Source organism: Fibrivirga algicola (genome assembly GCF_011742925.1).
In the GTDB taxonomy this organism is placed as follows: domain Bacteria; phylum Bacteroidota; class Bacteroidia; order Cytophagales; family Spirosomataceae; genus Fibrella; species Fibrella algicola.
Genome location: NZ_WAEL01000005.1, coordinates 108,991 through 129,004, shown reverse-complemented (window position 1 = coordinate 129,004; position 20,014 = coordinate 108,991). Strand labels below are relative to the sequence as shown.

At 54.1% G+C, this 20,014-nt stretch carries 15 protein-coding genes; 11 read left to right on the top strand and 4 right to left on the bottom strand.

All coding sequences use genetic code 11. The annotated features are described in order from the left end of the window. Positions 1-16 precede the first annotated feature (16 nt). Positions 17-613: a YceI family protein gene (locus F7231_RS14655; RefSeq protein WP_085411491.1), complete on the bottom strand. Its 597-nt coding sequence runs from the start codon at positions 611-613 to the stop codon at positions 17-19. 173 nt (positions 614-786) lie between these two features. Continuing rightward, entirely contained in the window at positions 787-2,046 is a 1,260-nt protein-coding gene (locus F7231_RS14650) for a peroxiredoxin family protein (protein WP_166692441.1), read from the bottom strand. Between the two features lie 169 nt (positions 2,047-2,215). Here F7231_RS14650 and F7231_RS14645 point away from each other — a divergent pair, with 169 nt between their 5' ends. The 11 genes from F7231_RS14645 (at position 2,216) to F7231_RS14595 (ending at position 15,310) form a co-directional block, all read left to right on the top strand. Then, positions 2,216-2,722, top strand: a complete 507-nt coding sequence (locus F7231_RS14645) for a hypothetical protein (protein ID WP_166692440.1) — start codon at positions 2,216-2,218, stop codon at positions 2,720-2,722. A 123-nt stretch (positions 2,723-2,845) separates the two neighbouring features. Next, complete coding sequence (locus tag F7231_RS14640; protein WP_166692439.1) at positions 2,846-3,991, top strand: hypothetical protein; 1,146 nt, start codon at positions 2,846-2,848, stop codon at positions 3,989-3,991. Between the two features lie 91 nt (positions 3,992-4,082). Continuing rightward, positions 4,083-5,009: a 16S rRNA (cytosine(1402)-N(4))-methyltransferase RsmH gene (gene rsmH, locus F7231_RS14635; RefSeq protein WP_166692438.1), complete on the top strand. Its 927-nt coding sequence runs from the start codon at positions 4,083-4,085 to the stop codon at positions 5,007-5,009. A gap of 29 nt (positions 5,010-5,038) precedes the next feature. Further along, positions 5,039-5,428 (top strand): FtsL-like putative cell division protein, encoded by a 390-nt coding sequence (locus F7231_RS14630; RefSeq protein ID WP_085411496.1) that lies wholly within the window; start codon positions 5,039-5,041, stop codon positions 5,426-5,428. Between the two features lie 96 nt (positions 5,429-5,524). Further along, positions 5,525-7,675, top strand: a complete 2,151-nt coding sequence (locus F7231_RS14625) for a PASTA domain-containing penicillin-binding protein (protein ID WP_166692437.1) — start codon at positions 5,525-5,527, stop codon at positions 7,673-7,675. Positions 7,676-7,756: 81 nt separating this feature from the next. Further along, positions 7,757-8,362, top strand: coding sequence for a DUF1684 domain-containing protein (locus F7231_RS14620; RefSeq protein ID WP_166692436.1), 606 nt, complete (start codon positions 7,757-7,759; stop codon positions 8,360-8,362). Between the two features lie 126 nt (positions 8,363-8,488). Continuing rightward, on the top strand, positions 8,489-9,409 hold the full coding sequence (locus F7231_RS14615; protein WP_166692435.1) for a bestrophin-like domain: 921 nt from the start codon (positions 8,489-8,491) through the stop codon (positions 9,407-9,409). Between the two features lie 191 nt (positions 9,410-9,600). Next, on the top strand, positions 9,601-12,435 hold the full coding sequence (gene uvrA / locus F7231_RS14610; RefSeq protein WP_229370002.1) for an excinuclease ABC subunit UvrA: 2,835 nt from the start codon (positions 9,601-9,603) through the stop codon (positions 12,433-12,435). 238 nt (positions 12,436-12,673) lie between these two features. Next, positions 12,674-13,309 (top strand): Cj0371 family chemotaxis-regulating polar lipoprotein, encoded by a 636-nt coding sequence (locus F7231_RS14605; RefSeq protein WP_166692433.1) that lies wholly within the window; start codon positions 12,674-12,676, stop codon positions 13,307-13,309. A gap of 122 nt (positions 13,310-13,431) precedes the next feature. Then, positions 13,432-14,598, top strand: coding sequence for a glutathionylspermidine synthase family protein (locus tag F7231_RS14600; protein ID WP_166692432.1), 1,167 nt, complete (start codon positions 13,432-13,434; stop codon positions 14,596-14,598). Positions 14,599-14,821: 223 nt separating this feature from the next. Then, positions 14,822-15,310, top strand: coding sequence for a VOC family protein (locus tag F7231_RS14595; RefSeq protein ID WP_085411503.1), 489 nt, complete (start codon positions 14,822-14,824; stop codon positions 15,308-15,310). A gap of 7 nt (positions 15,311-15,317) precedes the next feature. Here the strand turns inward: F7231_RS14595 and F7231_RS14590 are convergent, their stop codons facing one another. Beyond that, positions 15,318-16,994, bottom strand: a complete 1,677-nt coding sequence (locus F7231_RS14590) for a glycoside hydrolase family 13 protein (RefSeq protein WP_166692431.1) — start codon at positions 16,992-16,994, stop codon at positions 15,318-15,320. Positions 16,995-17,101: 107 nt separating this feature from the next. Continuing rightward, positions 17,102-19,987, bottom strand: a complete 2,886-nt coding sequence (locus tag F7231_RS14585) for a TonB-dependent receptor (protein ID WP_166692430.1) — start codon at positions 19,985-19,987, stop codon at positions 17,102-17,104. Between the last annotated feature and the right edge of the window lie 27 nt (positions 19,988-20,014).

The window sequence follows — 20,014 nt, the reverse complement described above, 5'->3', positions numbered from 1 at the left end:
GTCGGATACGGGAATCTTATTTCTTCTCAGCTGTAGCGGCTGCCTGCTTGGTAAATTCACCAGCGGCTTTCAGCTCCACTTCTTCGCTAACCGTAGCACCACCAGCCGATCCTACGCCAAAATCAGTCCGCTTGATGACACCGTTCACCTTCAGACCAGCTTTCTCCTGCTTGCCACCCCGGCCTTCCATCGTTACGGGACCAGTCAGTACGGCATCCAGCGTAATTGGCTTGGTCACACCGTGCATCGTCAGGTCGCCCATGATTTTGTATTTCTTACCGTCTACTTTCTTAAACGAGGTGCTCTTGAAAGCAAGCGTTGGAAACTTAGCCGCATCGAACCAATCAGGGCTTTTCAGGTGACCATCGCGCCGCTCATTGTCGGTATCTACCGAGTTGATGTCCGCCGTCATTTCGAAAACGGCATCTGACAGGTCAGCCTTCGATGACGTGATTTTCGCGTCGAATGTTTTGAAGTTGCCATCAACTTCCGACAGCAACAGGTGCGTAACCGTGAAACCAACGCGAGAGTGAGACTTATCAACAGCCCAAGTTTGAGCATAAGCAGCTGACATCGACAGTAACGCAGCCACGGGAAGGAGTAAAAGTTTCATGTGTTTTGGGGACTTTAAGTACAATGGCAAATGACGAATTCCTTCTCCACAGAAAAAAACGAGTGTCGATACATAGGTTTTTTGTGCCGACGTATATCCCTTTTTCGCTGCGGACAGTTAGGCTTAACAGCCCTTTGACAAGTGCAACAGGCAAATGTCAATTCACGCAGCAATTATTCGGCCAGAAGTTTATCGATAAGCCGATTGAACTCACCCACGTACTGGTCATAGTACACCCCCGTGCCAGGGCCGGAAAAGCCAGTGTGGATGTGGCGTACCGCTCCTTTTTTGTCAACGAAGATCGTAGTCGGAAAAGCCACTACGCTACTTAGCGCAGGCAATGACTTGGCTGCTTCGGCTTTGTCATTTGTGCCGGCTAGCAACACCGGGTATTGAATCTGAAAGCGTTCGCTCATGCGGGTCAATTTTGGCCCATACTCCGCCAGATCAGCCGTTTTCTCGAAAGCAAGCCCCACCACCTCGACACCGCGTGCCTTGTTTTTAGCGTACCAGGGCGCTAAAAATTTGGTCTCGTCCATGCAGTTTGGGCACCACGAACCCATAATCTGCACCACGGTCACTTTTCCCTTAAACTGCGGATCGCTCAGCGACACCGTTTTCCCTGCCGGATCTGGAAAGGCAAAGCTAAAGCGCTGGCCGGGTTTCAGGTACGTTAGTTTCGCTGGGTCGGGCAGGGTCGCGTTCGGGTTGAGGCGGGCGGTCCAGGTTTCGCGATAAGTTGGTCCTGAATGAAATACGCCCGTCAGTGTCCGATCTGTACCCGCCCCGGCTAGCCGAGCCTTAAACAGAAAGGCGTGATTTCCATCAAAGCAGGACAGTAACAGGCTGTCGCCAAACACATTACCGGCCAGATAGCGGTAATCGCCAGTGGGAGTCAGAAACGTACCCGACACGTCAGAGCCCTGCTGCTTGAATACGCCGACCGCAACGGTTGTATCGCCCGGAGCAGCCTCAGCTCCAGCCGCCCGAAACAGCGTTTGCCATGTACCCGACAGGTCGGCGGCAGGGGCTTTCCCGGCAGGAGCAAACCGGTAATCCTGCCCGAATTCAGCCGAAAAGGGTACCACCTGAAAATCAGCTTTAACCCGCCGTTTCCGCCAAACACCAGTCAGCTTATCGCCAGACACCTTGCCTACCAGCTCCGATTCAAACAAATCCATCGGAATTCGGAGTGTATCACCTACCAGGGTAGCTTCATCCATAGGCAGTCGTTCAGCGCCGTTTAAGGCAAAAACGGTGTATTTACCTGCCTGCGCGGCTGGTTCAATTGAAAGGCCAAACGGTAATTGGCCACCACTCGTCTCCAGCGTTGCCCGCCACACGCCCGTTTTTACGGTTGGCGACGATTGACAATTCAGTAGGAATGGCAGAAAGAGAAAGCTTATAAAGGTGTTCTTCACTAGATTTTTCATACACAAGACGCCCGTAGGCTTACTCAGTTTTACAACATGGGCAACAGCAAATAGCGGTTCTCCCGTTCACAAAGAAAAGAGGATACGCTGTTAAACTTTACACGCATGAAATAGGTCTTATGCGCGACAACCAACGCCGTTGGGCCTATTCTACAAAACTACTTACCTTATGAAAGCTGCTTTTGCCATCCTAACGCTGGGCCTGCTTACAGGTTGCGTGTCGTTCAACAGTAACGTTGACCGGAAATCCATTCCGGAATTCACCCGCTTGCTGGTCGTTTCGAAGCTGCCCAATGCGAAGCCCGATTACCTCTACATGTTTCTCAACATGTTTCCCAGGCAATATGAAGTGTGTATCGTTGAAGCCGGGCCACTGGCGTTCGGTAACCCCGATAGTCTGATTAATAAACAACTGACGGCCTGCCGCAGTCAGGTGATGCTAACGATCAATCCGTACCGCAATTACACAACCGGATCGGGCGAGTACATCCGATCGACTGACGAGGTGTTGCTGGAGATGACCGACATGAGCACACAGAAGTCGTTCTGGAAAGCCATTGCGCAAGCTCCCGGTGGGGTTGTCCCCAATGCCGAACAGATCGTTCGACGCCTGCGAACCGACCGGATCATCTCTAGCGAGGCACCCTACGTACCTGAGATGACCAGCGGCAACTAACTGGTGAGGGTTTTTACTCCCCCGGTCTATTACCCATACAGCTGAACCGGCAGGTCTACCTATAATCTGGCGTTTAACGGAATTGGTACAGCTTGTGTACGCTATGTTTGTCTACCAACAAGTATGCGTAGCTCATCAAGCGTACCCATTCCACTCGCCATGCCGATCCACCTGTTAGTCACCCGACTTATTTTCCTTACGTTCACCATCCGGTTACTCGCCGTATCAACTCCGGCCTACAGTCAGTTTGAGCTCCGTTCGGCCACCGTCATTACGCAGAGCGACACCTTGCTTGGGCAGGTAAATTATTATGATTGGGACGTTTCGCCTACTGCCATCAACTTCACGCCTTCGGGCGGAACCACACGGGAAGTTGCGGCAAAAGAAATCCGACGAATGGTAATCGCTCCCGATCGTGTGTACGATGGGCGGCAGGTCTCGTTTTCGGTTTACAAGAAATCAACGTCCAGCATTGCCGCTGCTTTAGTCGGTCAGCCAACAACCGCTTACCTCCTGCTCGAACTGTTACTCGAAAGCGACGCCGTCCGGTTTTACCGCTTTTTCGACGGCCAAAACAGAAAACGGTTTTTCCTCGAAAAAGACGGCCTCCTCCATCCGCTCGACTACATCCAGACTATGGTTACAACCGATACGAAACGAGGCGAATACGACAACCCACTCTTTAGGAACAAATTGAAAACCCTGCTGAATGAATGTCCTACACTTCGAACTGATGACCTCGGCTATACTGAAACGGCCATCATGGCCTTGCTGAGAGAGTACCACTCGTATTGCCGTATAGATAGTCGGGTATATCAGGAGCAGCAGGATTATGGCAAAATAAAAATCAGCCTTGGCGCTGTTAACAGCCATATACCGTCTGCCAATGATGTAAACGACCCTATCCGGTACGGAAAGGCTATGCAGTTCGGTTTATCGATTCGCCTATTGCTGCCGCAACGCTTCAACAACTATTTCCTGATTGCTGAAGTGGCCAGGATTTCTTACCAGGGTGCTACCATCAATGATTTTCGAACAAATCTGGCGGTGTATGGTGGCCGCTACTTCGGCACGGGTGCGGTACAGGGGATGTGGTACACGGGCATGTCCATAGTACTCGGCCCGTTAGATACCGGTGCCGGGCTATCCTATAAGAAAATGCTTTCAGTGTCGGCCAGCCTACCTGTGTTCTATCAACTTGTGGCGGGGTTCAGCCGGGTTTCGCCACCAACAATCAACGTCAGGCTGCACCTGCCCCTCACAAAATAAGCCGGTCTGCCAGCTTATGAGGGCGTCATTGGCCGGGTTTTGCTAAGTTTGTATAAGGCTTTTCCAACGAGCTACCTTAACCCCACGCCCTATGACTACCGAATATCATAATCCCGTTATGCTGGCCGAATGCATCGACGGTCTCGCCCTGAAACCAGGCGGGGTCTATGTCGACGTGACCTTCGGAGGCGGCGGTCATAGCCGGGCTATCCTCGACGCCTTGCAGCCGGGGGACAAAGGGCAGGCAGGCAAATTGCTGGTATTTGACCAGGACCCCGATGCCCGCGCCAATGCGGCAGCGATCAATGATCCCCGACTAACGTTTATTGCCGCCAATTTCCGTAACCTGAAACGCTACCTGCGCCTCTATGGCGTACGGCAGGTAGATGGTATACTGGCCGATCTGGGCATTTCGTCGCACCAGATCGACACACCCGAACGGGGCTTTTCAACGCGTTTCCAGGCCGATCTCGATATGCGTATGAACCAGCAGGGCGATCTCACAGCCCAGCAGGTGGTTAACTCTTATCCTGAGGCCGATCTTCACCGCATTTTGGGCATGTATGGCGAACTCACCAACGCCCGTACGGCCGCAGCCGCGCTGGTTTCAGCCCGGGCCAACCAGACCATTCAGACAATCAACGACCTGAAAGATGCGTTGAAACGATGTGCGCCCAGAGGCAAGGAAAACAAGTACTTTGCGCAGGTATTCCAGGCGTTACGCATTGAAGTGAACGACGAACTGAAAGTGCTGGAAGAGTTTCTGGAACAAACGCCGGACGTATTGGCCCCCAGTGGCCGACTCGTGGTGATGAGCTATCACTCGCTGGAAGACCGGCTGGTGAAGAACTTCATTAACAAAGGCAAGTTTTCGGGCGAGGTAGAGAAAGACTTGTATGGCAACGAGATCAAGCCATTGCAATCCGTTACGCGCAAGCCCGTAGAAGCCAGCGCCGAGGAAGTAGCCAGCAACCCAAGAGCCCGAAGTGCGAAACTGAGAATAGCAGAGAAAAAATAAGTTTACTAGCTTCTGTTTACTGACTTCCCATGGCCCTCAACACGTTTAAGCATCAACCACCGGTGAAACCGGCGCGGCGGAAACGGCGACCCAATCGCCTTGCGGTCTGGATCAACGAAGTGATGGGCTTTGATAAGCTCTTTGGCTCCGACAACGCCTGGCCCATCCGGAATATTAACCGCATTTTGTGGGTAACGTTGCTACTAGTGCTCTATATTGGTCTGAACCACAACGCCGAACGGTTGGTCCGCCGCATTCACCGCACCCGTACCGACGTAGATGAGTTACGCGCGCAAGCCACTACGCTCGAGGCGAAACTGGCGCAAAGCAGCAAACAGTCAGAGCTCAGCAAACGCGTATTCGCGGATAGTCTCCTCGATAGCCAAAGCCCCCCAACGAAACTAATCGTGAGTGAGTAAATGAGTGAATGAAGGAATAGGCTATACTGCTCCCCAACTGGTAACCAGCGAAGTCTACTCCCTCATTGACTCGTTTATTCATTTGCTCATTGAGCGATGAACATCAAAGAAGAATTCCTCATCCGGTCACGGCACGCCTTCTATTTTCTGGTATTGCTGGGGGTAGCAATCACTGCCCGGCTGGTGTATATGCAGTATTTCGCCACCTTTAAAGGCAAATACTGGCATGATCGCATCGAAGGGTTTCAGATTCGGCAGGATACGATCCGGGCCAAACGTGGCGACATCTATGCCCGCGACGGGAGCCTGCTCGCCACGTCGCTGCCGACTTACGAAGTGGGTATCGACCCGCGCGTAGCCAAAGACACGTATTTCAACAGTAAAGTAGACTCGCTGGGCCTGTTGCTGTCGGGTATGTTCCGCGACAAATCGGCCCGAGAGTATACCAGTCTGGTTCGGGCGGCGCGGCAGAGCAACCGAAAATACCTTCTGCTCAACCGCCGTCGGATTTCGTTCGACGAACGGCAGCAGATGTTAACCTGGCCTTTTTTCCGCGCTACCAAAAAACTGTCGGCGCGGGGCGGTGGCCTGCGGGCTTATTATGAACGCTACCACCCGTATGGGCAAATGGCCCTGCGAACGGTTGGCGATTTAAATCCGCGCAACATGCAGGGGCAGATGGGCCTCGAAGCGTCATTCCAGCCCGTTTTGGCCGGAAAAAATGCCGTTGGGCTGGTCGAAATCCTGGCTGGCGGCGTAAAAAAACCCGTTGATGACGGGCCCGACATGAAGCCGGAGGCTGGTCTCGACCTGCACACGACCCTCGACGTAAATTTTCAGGACATTGCCGAAACAGCGCTGAAGAAGGCCCTGATCAACTACAATGCCGACAAAGGGTGCGTGATCGTGATGGATGTGCAGACGGGCGAAATCCGCGCACTGGCCAACCTGACCAAGCAGGAGGATGGGTACGTTGAAAACTTCAACCACGCCCTGGCTGGCCGTACCGACCCTGGCAGCACCTTCAAACTGGCCACGATGATGGCCCTGCTGGAAGAGAAAGCAATTTATCCGGAAAAGATGATCCACACCGGCAATCATGCAGTGCGGTATCATGGCGTTGAGGTGGCCGATTCGAAAGGCGGTGCTTCGGGTAGCATCACGGCGCAGCAAGTATTCGAGAAGTCATCGAACGTCGGCATTCACCTGATGATGCAGAGTTACTTCTATGCCCGTCCCGATTTGTATTGCCAATACCTGCGCAAATTCCACCTGAACCGGCCAACGGGGATTCACATGAAGGGTGAAGCGCCGCCGGTGATGCGCAATCCCGACATGAAAGGATGGAGCAAGACGTCGCTGACATTTATGTCGTATGGCTATGAGATGCAACTTACCCCCCTGCAAATGCTGACGTTTTACAATGCCGTTGCCAACGACGGCAAGTGGGTACGTCCTATGCTGGTGAAGCAGATTAAACTGGCCGGTGAGGTCATCGAAGAAACGGAGCCTTACGCGTCGCCGAACCCGATTGCAAAGCCTGAAACCATTCGGTTAGTGAAGAGAATGCTGGAGGGAGTGGTCACGCACGGAACGGCTCGCAACGTACAGAACCCGCATTACTCGATTGCCGGTAAGACCGGAACAGCCCAGAAAATAGTGAACGGCTTATACCAGAAAGGCCGGTATTACACCTCCTTTATTGGGTACTTCCCCGCCGACAAACCCAAATACAGCGTGTTGACAATGGTCGACAATCCACACGGTGAAAACGTCAACCTGCTGTATGCGGGTAGCGTGTCGGCACCGGTGTTCAAAGAAGTGGCCGATCGAATCTATGCCTACGACATTGACATTCACGCACCCATGCGCGTACGGAAAAATAAAGCAGCCAGATCGGGGGCTATGCTGGCCAGCGCCGGTTACGCCGATGATCTGCATACAATTGGCAATGAGTTGAACATCGACAGCCAGCCCGCCGCCGAAGGGTGGGTACGTCGCAGTGAAGGTGGGTCATGGCAAAGCGTACCCGTCCGAAAAGACCGAGTGCCTGATGTACGCGGATTAGCCCTGCGCGATGCCTTACCCCTGCTAGAAAACCGGGGGTTACGCGTTACGGCACAAGGTCGCGGCAAAGTCGTTGGCCAGTCGCTGGAACCCGGCCAGGCCCTCACCACTAACCGCGACATCGCCCTGACCTTACAAGGAACCCAGAGTCCGTCAGCGAAGACAACCGGCAACCAGTAAGGACTACCAGGATCAGACCCGTTCCACAAAGGCTTCGTCTGGTTTACCGTAGCTGCTGAAACTGGCACAACCCATACCTCTATGCGTCTATACATTATCTTCTTTTGCCTGCTCCGTCTTTCAGCCGTTGCTCAGTCGCCGTATGAACAGGCGATTAAACAGCATCGCGAACATTACAAAGCTGAATTTCTTGGCAGTGGAGGTAGCCCGTTACAGACAAAAGAAGCCGTAGATCTGCTTCGATTCTACCCTGCCGACTCCGCTTACCGGGTAACAGCTACTGTTCAGCGCCTACCGGGATCGAAGCCGGTTGACCTACCCACGTCGATGGCCAACAAAACCGCAGCAGAGGCACCCTACGCCACCCTTTCTTTTTTGATCGATGGTAAGCCGTGCCAGCTGACGATCTACCGGAGTCTGAGCCTGGCTACCAACCCCATGTACCGCGACTACCTGTTTTTGCCCTTCACCGACGCCACATCCGGCAAAGAAACGTATGGTGGCGGTCGCTATCTCGATATACGGACCGGGCAGATTCAGAATGGCAAGCTTGAACTCGACTTCAACAAGGCCTATAATCCGTACTGCGCTTACAAAGAAGGATACGCCTGCCCTATTCCACCTGCCGCCAACCGCCTGACAGTAGCCATCAAAGCCGGTGAACTGATCTACGGAGGCACCCATTAGCCCTGCTCGCAGAACCTCTTACTTTCTCCCTCATAGTCGCTTTACGAAACATCTGCCAGAAAGGGTAGTATCTACAGGTGACGTACCTACATCCCAAACCTGGGGTTGATATAGCTACGTGAACCTATGCTGACGAACGATGAAACCGGGCGTTCGGTCGACGATGTATTGTTGCCTATGCTCTGGCTATATGATTTGCCGACCTGGCTTTTCGGGTTGCTCACTGTTTTGGTATTCGTAGTCCCCGCGCTGATCGGGCTTGGCTTTGTTCATCGTCGTATTCATCGAAGCGAATTAGCCTTACTGCTTGACAACGGCACAATCGGCTGGTTTTTCTCGTCAGTCACTGTTCTTTACGGCCTCACACTTGGTCTGATAACCGTAGCTACATGGAGCAATTTCTCGCAGGCTTCGTCCATTGCCTCCAACGAATCGGCCACCATAACAGTGCTATACCGTGACCTGAGCGGCTATAAACAACCTGAGCAGCAACAGCTTCGGCAGTTGCTGAAAGACTATACTGCTTATATCATCAACAAATCGTGGCCCATTCAGCGCCGTGGGCGCATCAGCGACGGTGAGGCCGGGCTGCTGACTGATTTTCAGGAGAAGCTGCTAACTACTGAACCCGAAACGACGGGACAGGAAATTATACATACCGAAGCTGTGCGTGCCTTCAACAACATGGTTGAACTGCGGCGCCAGCGAATTGAATCCGTACGGGGCAGCGTGCCGGGTGTGTTATGGGCGGTCGTGCTGATCGGAGCCATTATCACCCTGATTTCCTCCTATTACTTCTCGCTGAAAAACTTCTGGGTTCATGCCCGCATGACTGGCCTGCTGGCAGGCATGATCGGTCTGCTGGTTTTTCTGCTGGCGGCCCTTGATCACCCATACTGGGGTGACGTCAGCGTGACGCCGGAGTCGTATGAATTGGTGCTGAAAAACGTGATGGGTAACCAGCCCAGTTCCACCGTCATTGCTCCGCCCGACCCGGGTACCCTTAATGCAGGCGCACTCCTAAACGGGGCCGGATCGGCGAAGTAGCCATCAGTCAACGTACCTGAACGGCAATCGCGCACAAATAAAAGTGCCCGGAAACTCCCCCTTTCGATTGGGTGTTGATCTTAAGAATAGCCCTATTGCTTTGGGCCAATGAGCAACACGTGACGCAGGAACAACAAACAACCCATACTACGCCAACAGCCGAGCCATCGACCCAGTCGGATCGCTCACCGCTGACCGACGTACAATTAACCGGCTATGAGCAGATCGACGTGCTCGGTGCCCGTGAACATAACCTCAAAAACATCGACGTCTCTATTCCCCGAAATAAACTGGTTGTCGTCACCGGCATCAGCGGATCGGGCAAGTCGTCGCTGGCGTTTGATACCATCTACGCCGAGGGGCAACGGCGGTACATGGAGAGCTTTTCGGCCTATGCCCGCTCCTTTCTGGGCGATATGGAACGGCCCGACGTTGACAAAATCAACGGTTTGAGCCCGGTAATTTCTATCGAGCAGAAAACGACCTCAAAAAACCCGCGTTCAACGGTTGGCACCACCACCGAAATCTTCGATTTTCTGCGTCTGCTCTACGCCCGTGCGGGTGAAGCGTACTCGTATGTAACGGGTCGAAAAATGATCCGCCAATCGCAGGACCAGATTGTGGATACGCTGCTGGAACAGTACGCTAACAAGAAGACAACGCTGTTGGCTCCGGTGGTACGCGGTCGGAAAGGACACTACCGCGAGTTGTTCGTGCAGATTGCCAAACTTGGCTACACCAAAGTGCGGGTCGATGGGGCGATTCAGGATATTGTGCCAAAGATGCAAGTCGACCGGTACAAGGTGCACGACATCGAAATCGTGATTGACCGCCTGGTTCCGACGCTTGAGGATCGTTTCCGACTGAGCCAATCGGTAGCTACGGCGTTGAAGCAGGGAAAAGGCGCCATCCAGGTGCTCGACTATAAAGACAAGCTGCATTACTTCTCGCAAAACCTGATGGACCCCGAATCGGGGATCAGCTATGACGAGCCATCGCCCAACTCGTTTTCGTTTAACTCGCCCTACGGCTGGTGCCCCGTCTGCCAGGGCCTGGGCGTGGTAGAAGAGATTACCGAAGAGTCGGTCATTCCCGACAAGTCACTGAGTATTAGCCGGGGGGCCATTGCGCCACTGGGCGAATACCGCGAACTGTGGTTTTTCAAAGAAGTGGAGGTCATCCTGAAAAAATACAAGATGAACCTGACCACGCCAGTCAGCAAATACCCGCCCGAACTGTTGCACGTGTTGATGTATGGTACGGAAGAGGAAGCGGCGGTTCCGTCGAAGAAGCATCCGGGCGAAGACTACTACAATTTCAAGTTCGAAGGCATTGTTAACTTTCTGAAACGGCAGCAGGAAACGGGTTCTGAGAAGATCCAGGAATGGCTGCGCGATTTTCTGGTGGTCAACACCTGCCCGGAATGTAACGGCGCGCGCCTGAAAAAGGAATCGCAGTATTTCCGAGTGGCCGAGAAGAACATCTCCGAGCTGGCCAATATGGACATCGCCGAACTGGCCGAGTGGTTCGTCGACGTAGAGTCGCGGATGACCGACCGGCAGAACACGATTGCCAAAGAGATCCTGAAGGAAATTCGCAAGCGCATTGGTTTCCTCGTCGATATTGGGCTGGATTACCTGACGTTGAACCGGTCGCTGAAAACGCTCTCGGGCGGGGAAGCGCAACGTATCCGGCTGGCTACGCAGATCGGCACCCAACTCGTTGGCGTACTGTACATTATGGACGAACCAAGTATCGGCCTCCATCAGCGCGACAACGTAAAACTGATTGAATCGCTGAAAAACCTGCGCGATCTGGGCAACACCGTGCTGGTTGTTGAGCACGACAAAGACATGATGCTCGAGTCGGACTATATCCTGGATATTGGTCCTGGCGCGGGGCGGCATGGCGGGCAGGTGGTGAGCTACGGAACGCCGGCCGAATTCATTCAGAAAGGCGGCACCACCGCCAATTACCTCAGCGGTCGTACGAACATCGACGTACCTGCCGAACGGCGTAAAGGCAGCGGTAAATTTCTGATCATCAAGGGCGCAACAGGTAACAACCTGAAAAACGCTACCCTGAAACTGCCGCTTGGCCGCATGATCAGCATCACGGGCGTGTCGGGTAGCGGCAAATCATCGCTGATTCACGATACGCTGTTCCCGGTGCTGAACCGGCACTTCTACAAGTCGAAGCGCGAGCCGATGCCGCACAAGAGCGTGGAAGGGCTGGAGTTTCTGGATAAGGTCATCGAGGTAGATCAGTCGCCGATTGGACGTACCCCGCGCTCGAATCCGGCTACCTACACGGGTATGTTCTCGGAAATTCGCACGCTGTTTGCCGAACTGTCGGAAGCCAAAATTCGGGGGTATAAGCCGGGCCGTTTCTCGTTCAACGTGAAAGGCGGCCGCTGCGAAGACTGCGAAGGCGCGGGCATGAAGAAGATCGAAATGGAGTTTCTGCCCGACGTACACGTACCCTGCGAAACCTGCAAAGGCAAGCGCTTCAACCGTGAAACATTGGAGGTACGTTTCAAAGGAAAATCCATCGCCGACGTGCTCGACATGACCGTTGAGCAGGCACTCGAATTTTTCCAGAGCCAGCCAAAGATCATCCGCAAAGTCCAGACCCTCAGCGATGTGGGCCTCGGCTACATCACGCTAGGTCAACACGCCACGACTCTTTCGGGTGGGGAAGCACAACGGGTGAAGCTGGCCGAAGAACTGTCGAAGAAAGACACGGGCAAGACCATGTACATTCTGGACGAACCCACCACGGGCCTGCACTTCCAGGACATCGCCCTGCTGCTCGGCGTGCTGCAAAAGCTCGTCGACAAAGGCAACACGGTGCTGGTGATCGAACACAACCTCGACGTGATCAAAGTCTCGGACCACGTGATCGACCTCGGCCCCGAAGGTGGAAATAAAGGCGGCACCATCATTGCCGAAGGCCCCCCCGAAAAAGTTGCCAAAACCAAAGGCAGCTACACCGGCAAGTTCCTGTCCATGGAACTGGCGGGGTAACACAGACATTAGGCTCTAGAGGCCTGTCATCCTGAAGATTTTGTCATCCCTTCTAACGTCGGAATGACAAAATCTTCAGGATGACAAAAATCCATGGTTGAGTAGCAGGTACGTTGCTCAACCCCACTCACCCCGCCCAACTAACGCTTGCCCAGCCCCGGAACCGCCTGCCCAAAAGCGATTGCAACCAGCACTGGCTGATTGTAGTTTAGTATACGTATACAGGCCGTTAACACTCATGACCATACTCAAGCAAGGCACGCTGTTACGGCGTGTTAAAGACATAACACTGAGCACTACGCTCACCATCGCTCTGGTAAATGGAACAGTGATGCTCCAAAGCTGCGGCAACAACCGGTCTGAAGAAGCCGGGGGCAGCTACGGCGATGGACCCGCCCAAGAGACCGTTACCTTTAAAAAAGGAGTCCGTTCGGTCATTACTGAAACGGCTCCGGGCGAGTTTAAAATTACCGACGAAGTAGAGGCTGATCCCTCTCAGTCGGGGGCCATTGTGAAGTACAAAGACGGCCACGCCGATACGCTGAGTGTAGAAGCAGCCCGGAAACTGGTGCAGAACGACCCGTCGACAAGCCGGTATTTCAATGACCCCGGTTCGTATGGGCAGCATCACTCCAACGGCCTTGCCAACGCACTGCTGTGGGGTGGTCTGGGCTACATGATCGGGCGTAGCACGGCACCGCGTTATAACGAACAACGCTACAGCTCAGGCTTTTACACGAACCCCAATACCTATAATCGCTCGCAGCAATTAGGCCGAACTGTCACCTCATCGCGGGTAGTGACCAGCCGTCCGTCGGGTGGCCGCAGCGGTTTCTTCAGCCGTGGCTCTAGCGGACGTGGCTTTTCGGGATAAATAAGTTTGTGGGTTGTCGTTTGATGTTTGTGGTTGCGTTGCTACTCTACGCAACCGCTTATGTAGCAGCGCAACCACAAACCGCAGCGGCGGACCGCACAAACGACAAACATTAAACCGAAATGATCTCCCTTAAACCCCTCCCCCAGTCACCCGATGCACAGTTGCGGCAAATCGGGTGGGACTGGATGCTGGGCACCGATACCCTGCCGTACCTCACCAACGAAGTTGTTCAACTCAACGTGCAGCAGGCAATGGCTTATGCTGAAGCCGCCAATCGCCTGTTCGAACTGCTGGTCGAGGCCGGTCAGCACGTGATCGATCAGGACCGCTTTGCTGAGCTGGGTATTCCTGCTAACCTGATCGAGCTCATCCGTCATTCCTGGGACGATGATCGGAACATCCTGCTCTATGGGCGTTTCGATCTGGCAGGCGGCATCGATAACACGCCCGTAAAACTCATTGAATTTAATGCCGACACAGCTACCTGCCTGCCCGAAACGGCTGTGGTACAGTACGCGCACCTGAAAGCCAATGGGCTCGATGAAAGCCAGCAGGTAAACGCCGTTTTTGAAGCGCTGGTAGCTCAGTTTGAGGAAATAAGGGCGCAAAATGCCGACCTCACACCCACGCTGTTGCTGTCGGCCATGCGCGACTCTGCCGAAGACGATGCCAATGTAGCACTACTGGGCGAAGCCGCCCGCGAAGCCGGTTTTGAGGTGGCCTTCGCCTACATCGACGAGGTTGAATTTTCGGCTACCGAAGGCATTTACCGGTTCGACAATGGCGCATTCACCCGCTTCGATTTCTGGTTCAAGCTCATCCCCTGGGAATACATCGGCAACGACGAACCCGAACTGGCCGGTATACTAACGCAACTGGTGCGCGAGCGGAAGGTCGTCATCATGAATCCAGCCTACGCTCTGCTGTTTCAGTCGAAATACATGCTGAAAGTGCTTTGGGAGCTCTTCCCTGATCATCCACTATTGCTCGAAACAGCCACGCAGCCGCTCCCCGGAAAGCCATCGGTCGAGAAAGTATTATTTGGTCGCGAAGGGGCCAACGTTCGACTGCTCGATGCCACTGGGCAGGTTACTCAAGCCGTTGATGGCGACTATGGCGACCAGCCAGCTATCTACCAGCAATACGTTGATTTTCCACAGGATGCAGCCGGAAACCGCTATCAGGCAGGCGTCTTTTTCGCCGGCGAGGCATGCGGGTTGGGTTTCAGGCGCGGCGGAGCGGTGATCGACAACACCGCCCAGTTTGTAGGCCATATTGTTGACTAGCGGCTGCTACTACCACATTCGAACCCTAAGGTCTAACTCATTCATCGACGTAACTTTCAGCCGTTCGCTATGTTATAGCAGGCCCCGTCTTACGGGGCTAATACGTTATTTTACGACATCGTCATGCAACGAATGGACCCTGTTTTAGCATCTATCTATTGCTGATTAGTAGCAAAGACGTCCCCACCAGGCCGTAACTTGCCAAACGAAACGAATACAACGTATGAAACAACGATTGACGGTCTTGCTTATGCTTGCTTCGCTCTGTGCGGCCGCACAAGGCCGGCTTGGTATTCAACGATATAGCCACATAGTGCTACCGGTCAAATCGCTGGGGGCTAGCATCCCTTTTTACAATAACGTACTTGGCCTAAAACCAGTAGCTGTTCCCAGTGGAATAGCCAATTCACAAGCCTGGTTCGACATCGGTGGGGGCCAGCAGATCAGGCTGGTCGAAGGCCGTACCGATGCCAGCCGAACAGCCGGTACCAATCTGGCCCTGGTTGTCAGTTCGTTGAAGCAAACAGAACAACAGCTCCGGCAACGGGGAGTGGCAGTATCAAAACAAAGCTTGATAACAGGCATCACCACACTCTACGTATCTGATCCCGACGGTTATGTTCTGGAGTTCAATCAGGGTAAATCAGAAGGCCCCGGTTTTTTGCAATCTGCCGCCAAATCCATCTGGCGTTCCATGACAGAAGTAGAATAGCCGATCACTAATTCGGGGTCATTATCCGAGCTTCCCAGGGCTGTAGTTCGCTGGTCATGCTGTTGTAATTACCCAGTACGGCCGTGCCTGCCAACCCCGGTGGAAGTACGGACGCCTGACCAGAAAAATTGGCAACGGTAACGTACCTGACCCCGTTCAGGTTTCGCTCGAAAGCCCATAACGTGGGATGATCGGGCAATAAATCGCGGTAGGTGCCGTAGTGCATAGCGGGCGTTTGCTTTCGCCAGCGAAGCAGTTTCTGGTAGTACGACAGCACCGACGTAGCCGATTGCTGCTGCGCCACTACATTTACCTGCGCCACAGCCGGATTGACTTTCAGCCAAGACGTTCCGGTTGTGAATCCTGCGCCGGGTACGTTGGCCCACTGCATCGGCGTGCGGGCGTGATCGCGGGCAATGCGGTTGGCTACGGTCAGGAATTTTGATGCAGATCCACCGCCCTTTTCTACCAATTCCCGGTACGCGTTTTTCACCTGAATATCGTCGAACTCACTAACGGAGGCAAATGGGCAGTTGCTCATGCCTATCTCGTCGCCTTGGTAAATGCCTGGCGTACCGCGTTGCGTAAGCAGAACAGTAGCCAGCAACATACCCGACTCGTCATGGAATCCGTCGGGTTCACCAAACCGCGACAGCACGCGCGGGTTGTCGTGATTACCGAAATACACGTTCTGCCAGCCTGGGCCCGTAGGGTCAGGTACGTTGTCAGTGGTATCCAGGGCCTTGTTCCACCCGGCAAAAATAGCTTTCAGTTCAGGCAGGGTCAGTTCGGGGGCCGGGTTTAGAAAACGGTACTCTTCGCGCGGTACGGCATGATCGAAATGGTAGATCATGCCCAACTCACGACGGTTTTCACCCACATACAAGTTGGCCTGCCCGGCCGATACGCCAAAGCCCTCCCCGATCGTAATCAGCGGTGTGCCGTCATAGGCCGTATAACGGGCTAGTACCTCCCGGTGCATCTCCTGCAAAAATTCGTGGATACGCGGCCCATTGGCGTGAATCGTCAGGTCGCCGAACCGCCCTTCGGGATAATCAGGGAATCCTGGTTCTTTCGACAAAAACGGAATTACGTCCATCCGGAAACCGTCAACGCCTTTGTCGAGCCAAAAACGCATCATCTGGTAAATTTCCTGCCGCAGGAGCTCGTGTTCCCAGTTCAGGTCGGGCTGTTTATCGGCGAAAAGATGGAGGTAATACTCACCAGTCTGCTCATCCAGCTTCCAGGCAGGTCCGGAGAAAAACGATTGCCAGTTGTTGGGCGGCGACCCATCGGGGCGGGGCGATTGCCAGATATAATAATTGCGGTACGGGTTCGTCTTGCTCCGGCGGCTCTCCTGAAACCAGCGGTGCTCATCTGAACTATGGTTGACAACCAGATCAAGAATCAGTTTCAGGCCCCGCTGATGCGCTCCGGCCAGCAACGCATCGAAATCGGCCATCGTGCCAAACTCGGGCATGATCGCTTCATAGTCAGCAATGTCGTAGCCATTATCTGCATTGGGCGACTGAAAAATAGGGCTTAGCCACAGAATGTCTACGCCCAACTCGGCGAGGTAATCCAGCTTGCCGATGATGCCCTGCAGATCACCAATGCCGTCGCCATCTGAATCAGCAAACGAACGGGGGTATATCTGATAAATAACGGATTCTCTGTAGCTCATTCAGCGTGCAATTTATAGAACGAGTAGTTGTTACGTGGCTTCGCGGAGCCCGCCCAGCGAAGCCACGTAACAACTAACCTACTCTCTTTTTAAGCGTAGCAGTGCGTTTATCGGAACAGTTCATCGAAGGTGAGGCTCAGGTAATACAGACCGCCAATTCGGGCGAGGCCGTAACCCTGGGCATAATACTGATTGAACAGGTTACTGGCACCCAGTTTCGCCACCGTTTTCAGAGCGGGCAGCCGGTAGCTTACCTGTGCATCGACGGTACTCCAGCTTGGCAGCCAGATATCGCCCGCCGTAGTGCCCTGTTCAACCCACATCCGGTCGGTCCAGCGGTAGGTGATGTTTGCCCCCAGGCGGTCGGTCAGGCGGGTATTGGCAAGGGTGATATTGTAGCGGTTTTCGGGCGAAATAAAGAAGTTACGGCCCAACTGCGCCACATCGGGATCACTCATCCGGCGTTCGACAACGGGCTCACCAGCCAGATTATTCCGCACGTTTCCCTGGGCATCACGCAGCGTGATCAACCCAACCTGCCGCGCATAATTGCCGCTCAATGTGAAGTTCCGGCCCAGGCCGTACTCAAGGCCAAGTCCCCAGCCATTGACAAAAATCTCGTTGAAATTATTGAAGTTGACCTGCAGCGTGCGTCGGTTGGCAGCGTTGGTAATCCCGTCTACAGAGCCTGGTGTCAGCAACTGGAAGAAACTCTGCGCCGCAATAAAGTCGGTATACACACTCCGGAACAGGAAGGCATCTACATACAGCCGGTTTTTGATAAGCGTTTTATAACCAATCTCCCAAGTCTTGATCTTCTCCGTTGTGAAGCGGGTAGGGTCATAGGCCCGGCTCGACAATTGGGCGGCGGTAATGCGGCCAGCCTGAAAATCGGCTACATCGTTGCTCAGATACGCGGGATTCGTGAACAGGCCGGCCCGCTCAGCCGCCAGCCGCGACCCACCCACGTCACCGCCCTGACCAGCGGCAGGTACGGCAAATAACTGCCCCGGCGACGGGTTACGGAACGCCGACTGCCACGATCCCCGGAAGTTGTGTGGCCCGAGGCTTATCACCGCCGATGCCCGAGGCGTAAAACCGCCGTTGAAGTACTCGTTCTTATCATAACGAATAGCCACCGTTGGCTTTACTGAAAACGCCAGATCGGCCACGGTGCCCAGCTGAATTTCCTTCGCCAGCTGCGCGTAAGCACCATATTCATTGATCGTGTATTCAGACCCGTCAGTGTTCAGAGCTACGGCCGTACCGCCGGTGTTGAGCAGGTACTGCCGCAGGCTGCCGCCCACGATCAGTTCGGCTACGCGCAGTTGCTTCGAGAGGTTATACATCCCCTCGTAGTGGTTCATCGTTGTGTTGTCACGGAAGCGAAGGCCGTTACGCCCTAAACCGGGAATAGCCTGATTGTTGAACGTACCTGACAGCTGGTCGCGCAGGGTATTGAACCGCTCGGAACCGGGCAGAATCCGGCCCTGATCGGCTGTGGCGCGGGCAGCGGCAATGTTGCCGCCATTGGCCGTGAAGGCCGTAGCAAAGTCACTCACCCAACCCGCCGTTGAGGTGGTGCCCAGGGGTTTCGAAATGTTGTTGATGGCGGCTGCGGTTTGACCGATGTTCCAGCCTTCGGCATTCTGCCGTGTGGTGTAGGCTCTGACAAAGAAGTTTTCGCCCCGAATTTCGGCCTTAAACTGGTTGCGAATGTAGTTGGGGAAGTATTCGCGGAAACCGGCCGTGCGGACAAAGTTGCCGTTACCGTAGTACCAGCCCAGCGATGCCTCGATCTTGTCCGTGATTTTATAATGCAGCGATACGTTGGCCCGGTTGTTAAACACCTGTCCGTTGTTACCCAATACGTCCAGCTCGGTGTAGCCCGTACGCGTCACGAGTTTCCCCGCCAGCGCCGGGTTACTGAAGCTGGCCGGATACCGGAATGCGCCCCCCGCGTTGATGTCGTCGCCATATATGTTTACTCCATCATACTCAAAGTTGGTTGCGGGGTTATTATTGGGTACGTAGGCGATGCCCGTAGCTACGTTTCCGCGACCAGCATCAGTAGTCCAAAACGGGCTGCGGTCACGTGTCGACCGGTCACTATAATCGTCGGCAATGAAATCGGTACCGCTCAGGCGCTGGAAACTCACTTTAAACGCAAAGCGGTCGCTCAGCTGTTTGGCGTAGCGAATAGCCAGATCGGCGTAGCCTTTAGGGCCGAAACCCGTCTTCCCCACGTTGTTCATACCCACTTTCACCTGCGCACTCAGGCCCTGGTAGGTAAACGGGTTTTTGCTGGTTGTCAGCATCAGACCCTGCAACGCATCTGGCCCATAGAGCGCCGACGAAGCGCCGGGGATAAGTTCGATGCTTTCGATGTCGAGGTCAGAAATACCGGCTACGTTGCCAAAGCCGAACCCCAGACCCGGCGACCGGTTGTCCATACCGTCGGTAAGTTGGACAAAGCGGTTGTTGTTATTGGCCCCGAACCCCCGCACGTTTACCGACTTAAATGTCAGGCTCTGCGTGAGCAGGTCAACGCCTTTCAGGTTTTGCAGGGCGTCGAATGGCGTAGCTGCGGGTGAGTTGGCAAACTGCCGGGCACCGAGTTTCTCGACGGTCACTGCCGCTTTCCGGATATCTTCCGGTACCCGACTGGCCGAAACTACCACTTCATCAGCCAGAATAGCCTCTTCGGTTAGGCTAACGGTCAGCACCTGACTGGCACTGGTAACAGGAATTTCCTGACGGGCATACCCAACAAACGACACCACGACCGTGAGCGGCGGCGTCTGGCTGCTTTCAAGCGTAAAGGCCCCGTCCCGATCAGTTACGGTTCCGGTATTGCTACCCTTAATCAGCAGGTTGACGCCGGGAATGGGTTGATTGCGATCATCTTTCACCGTTCCCGTCAACCGGGTCTGGGCCAGGCTCGAAAAGGCACAAAACAGCGTACATAGTAGCGGTAGTAGTAATTTGCTCATACAGGTGAGTATTGAAAAGCAACAGTT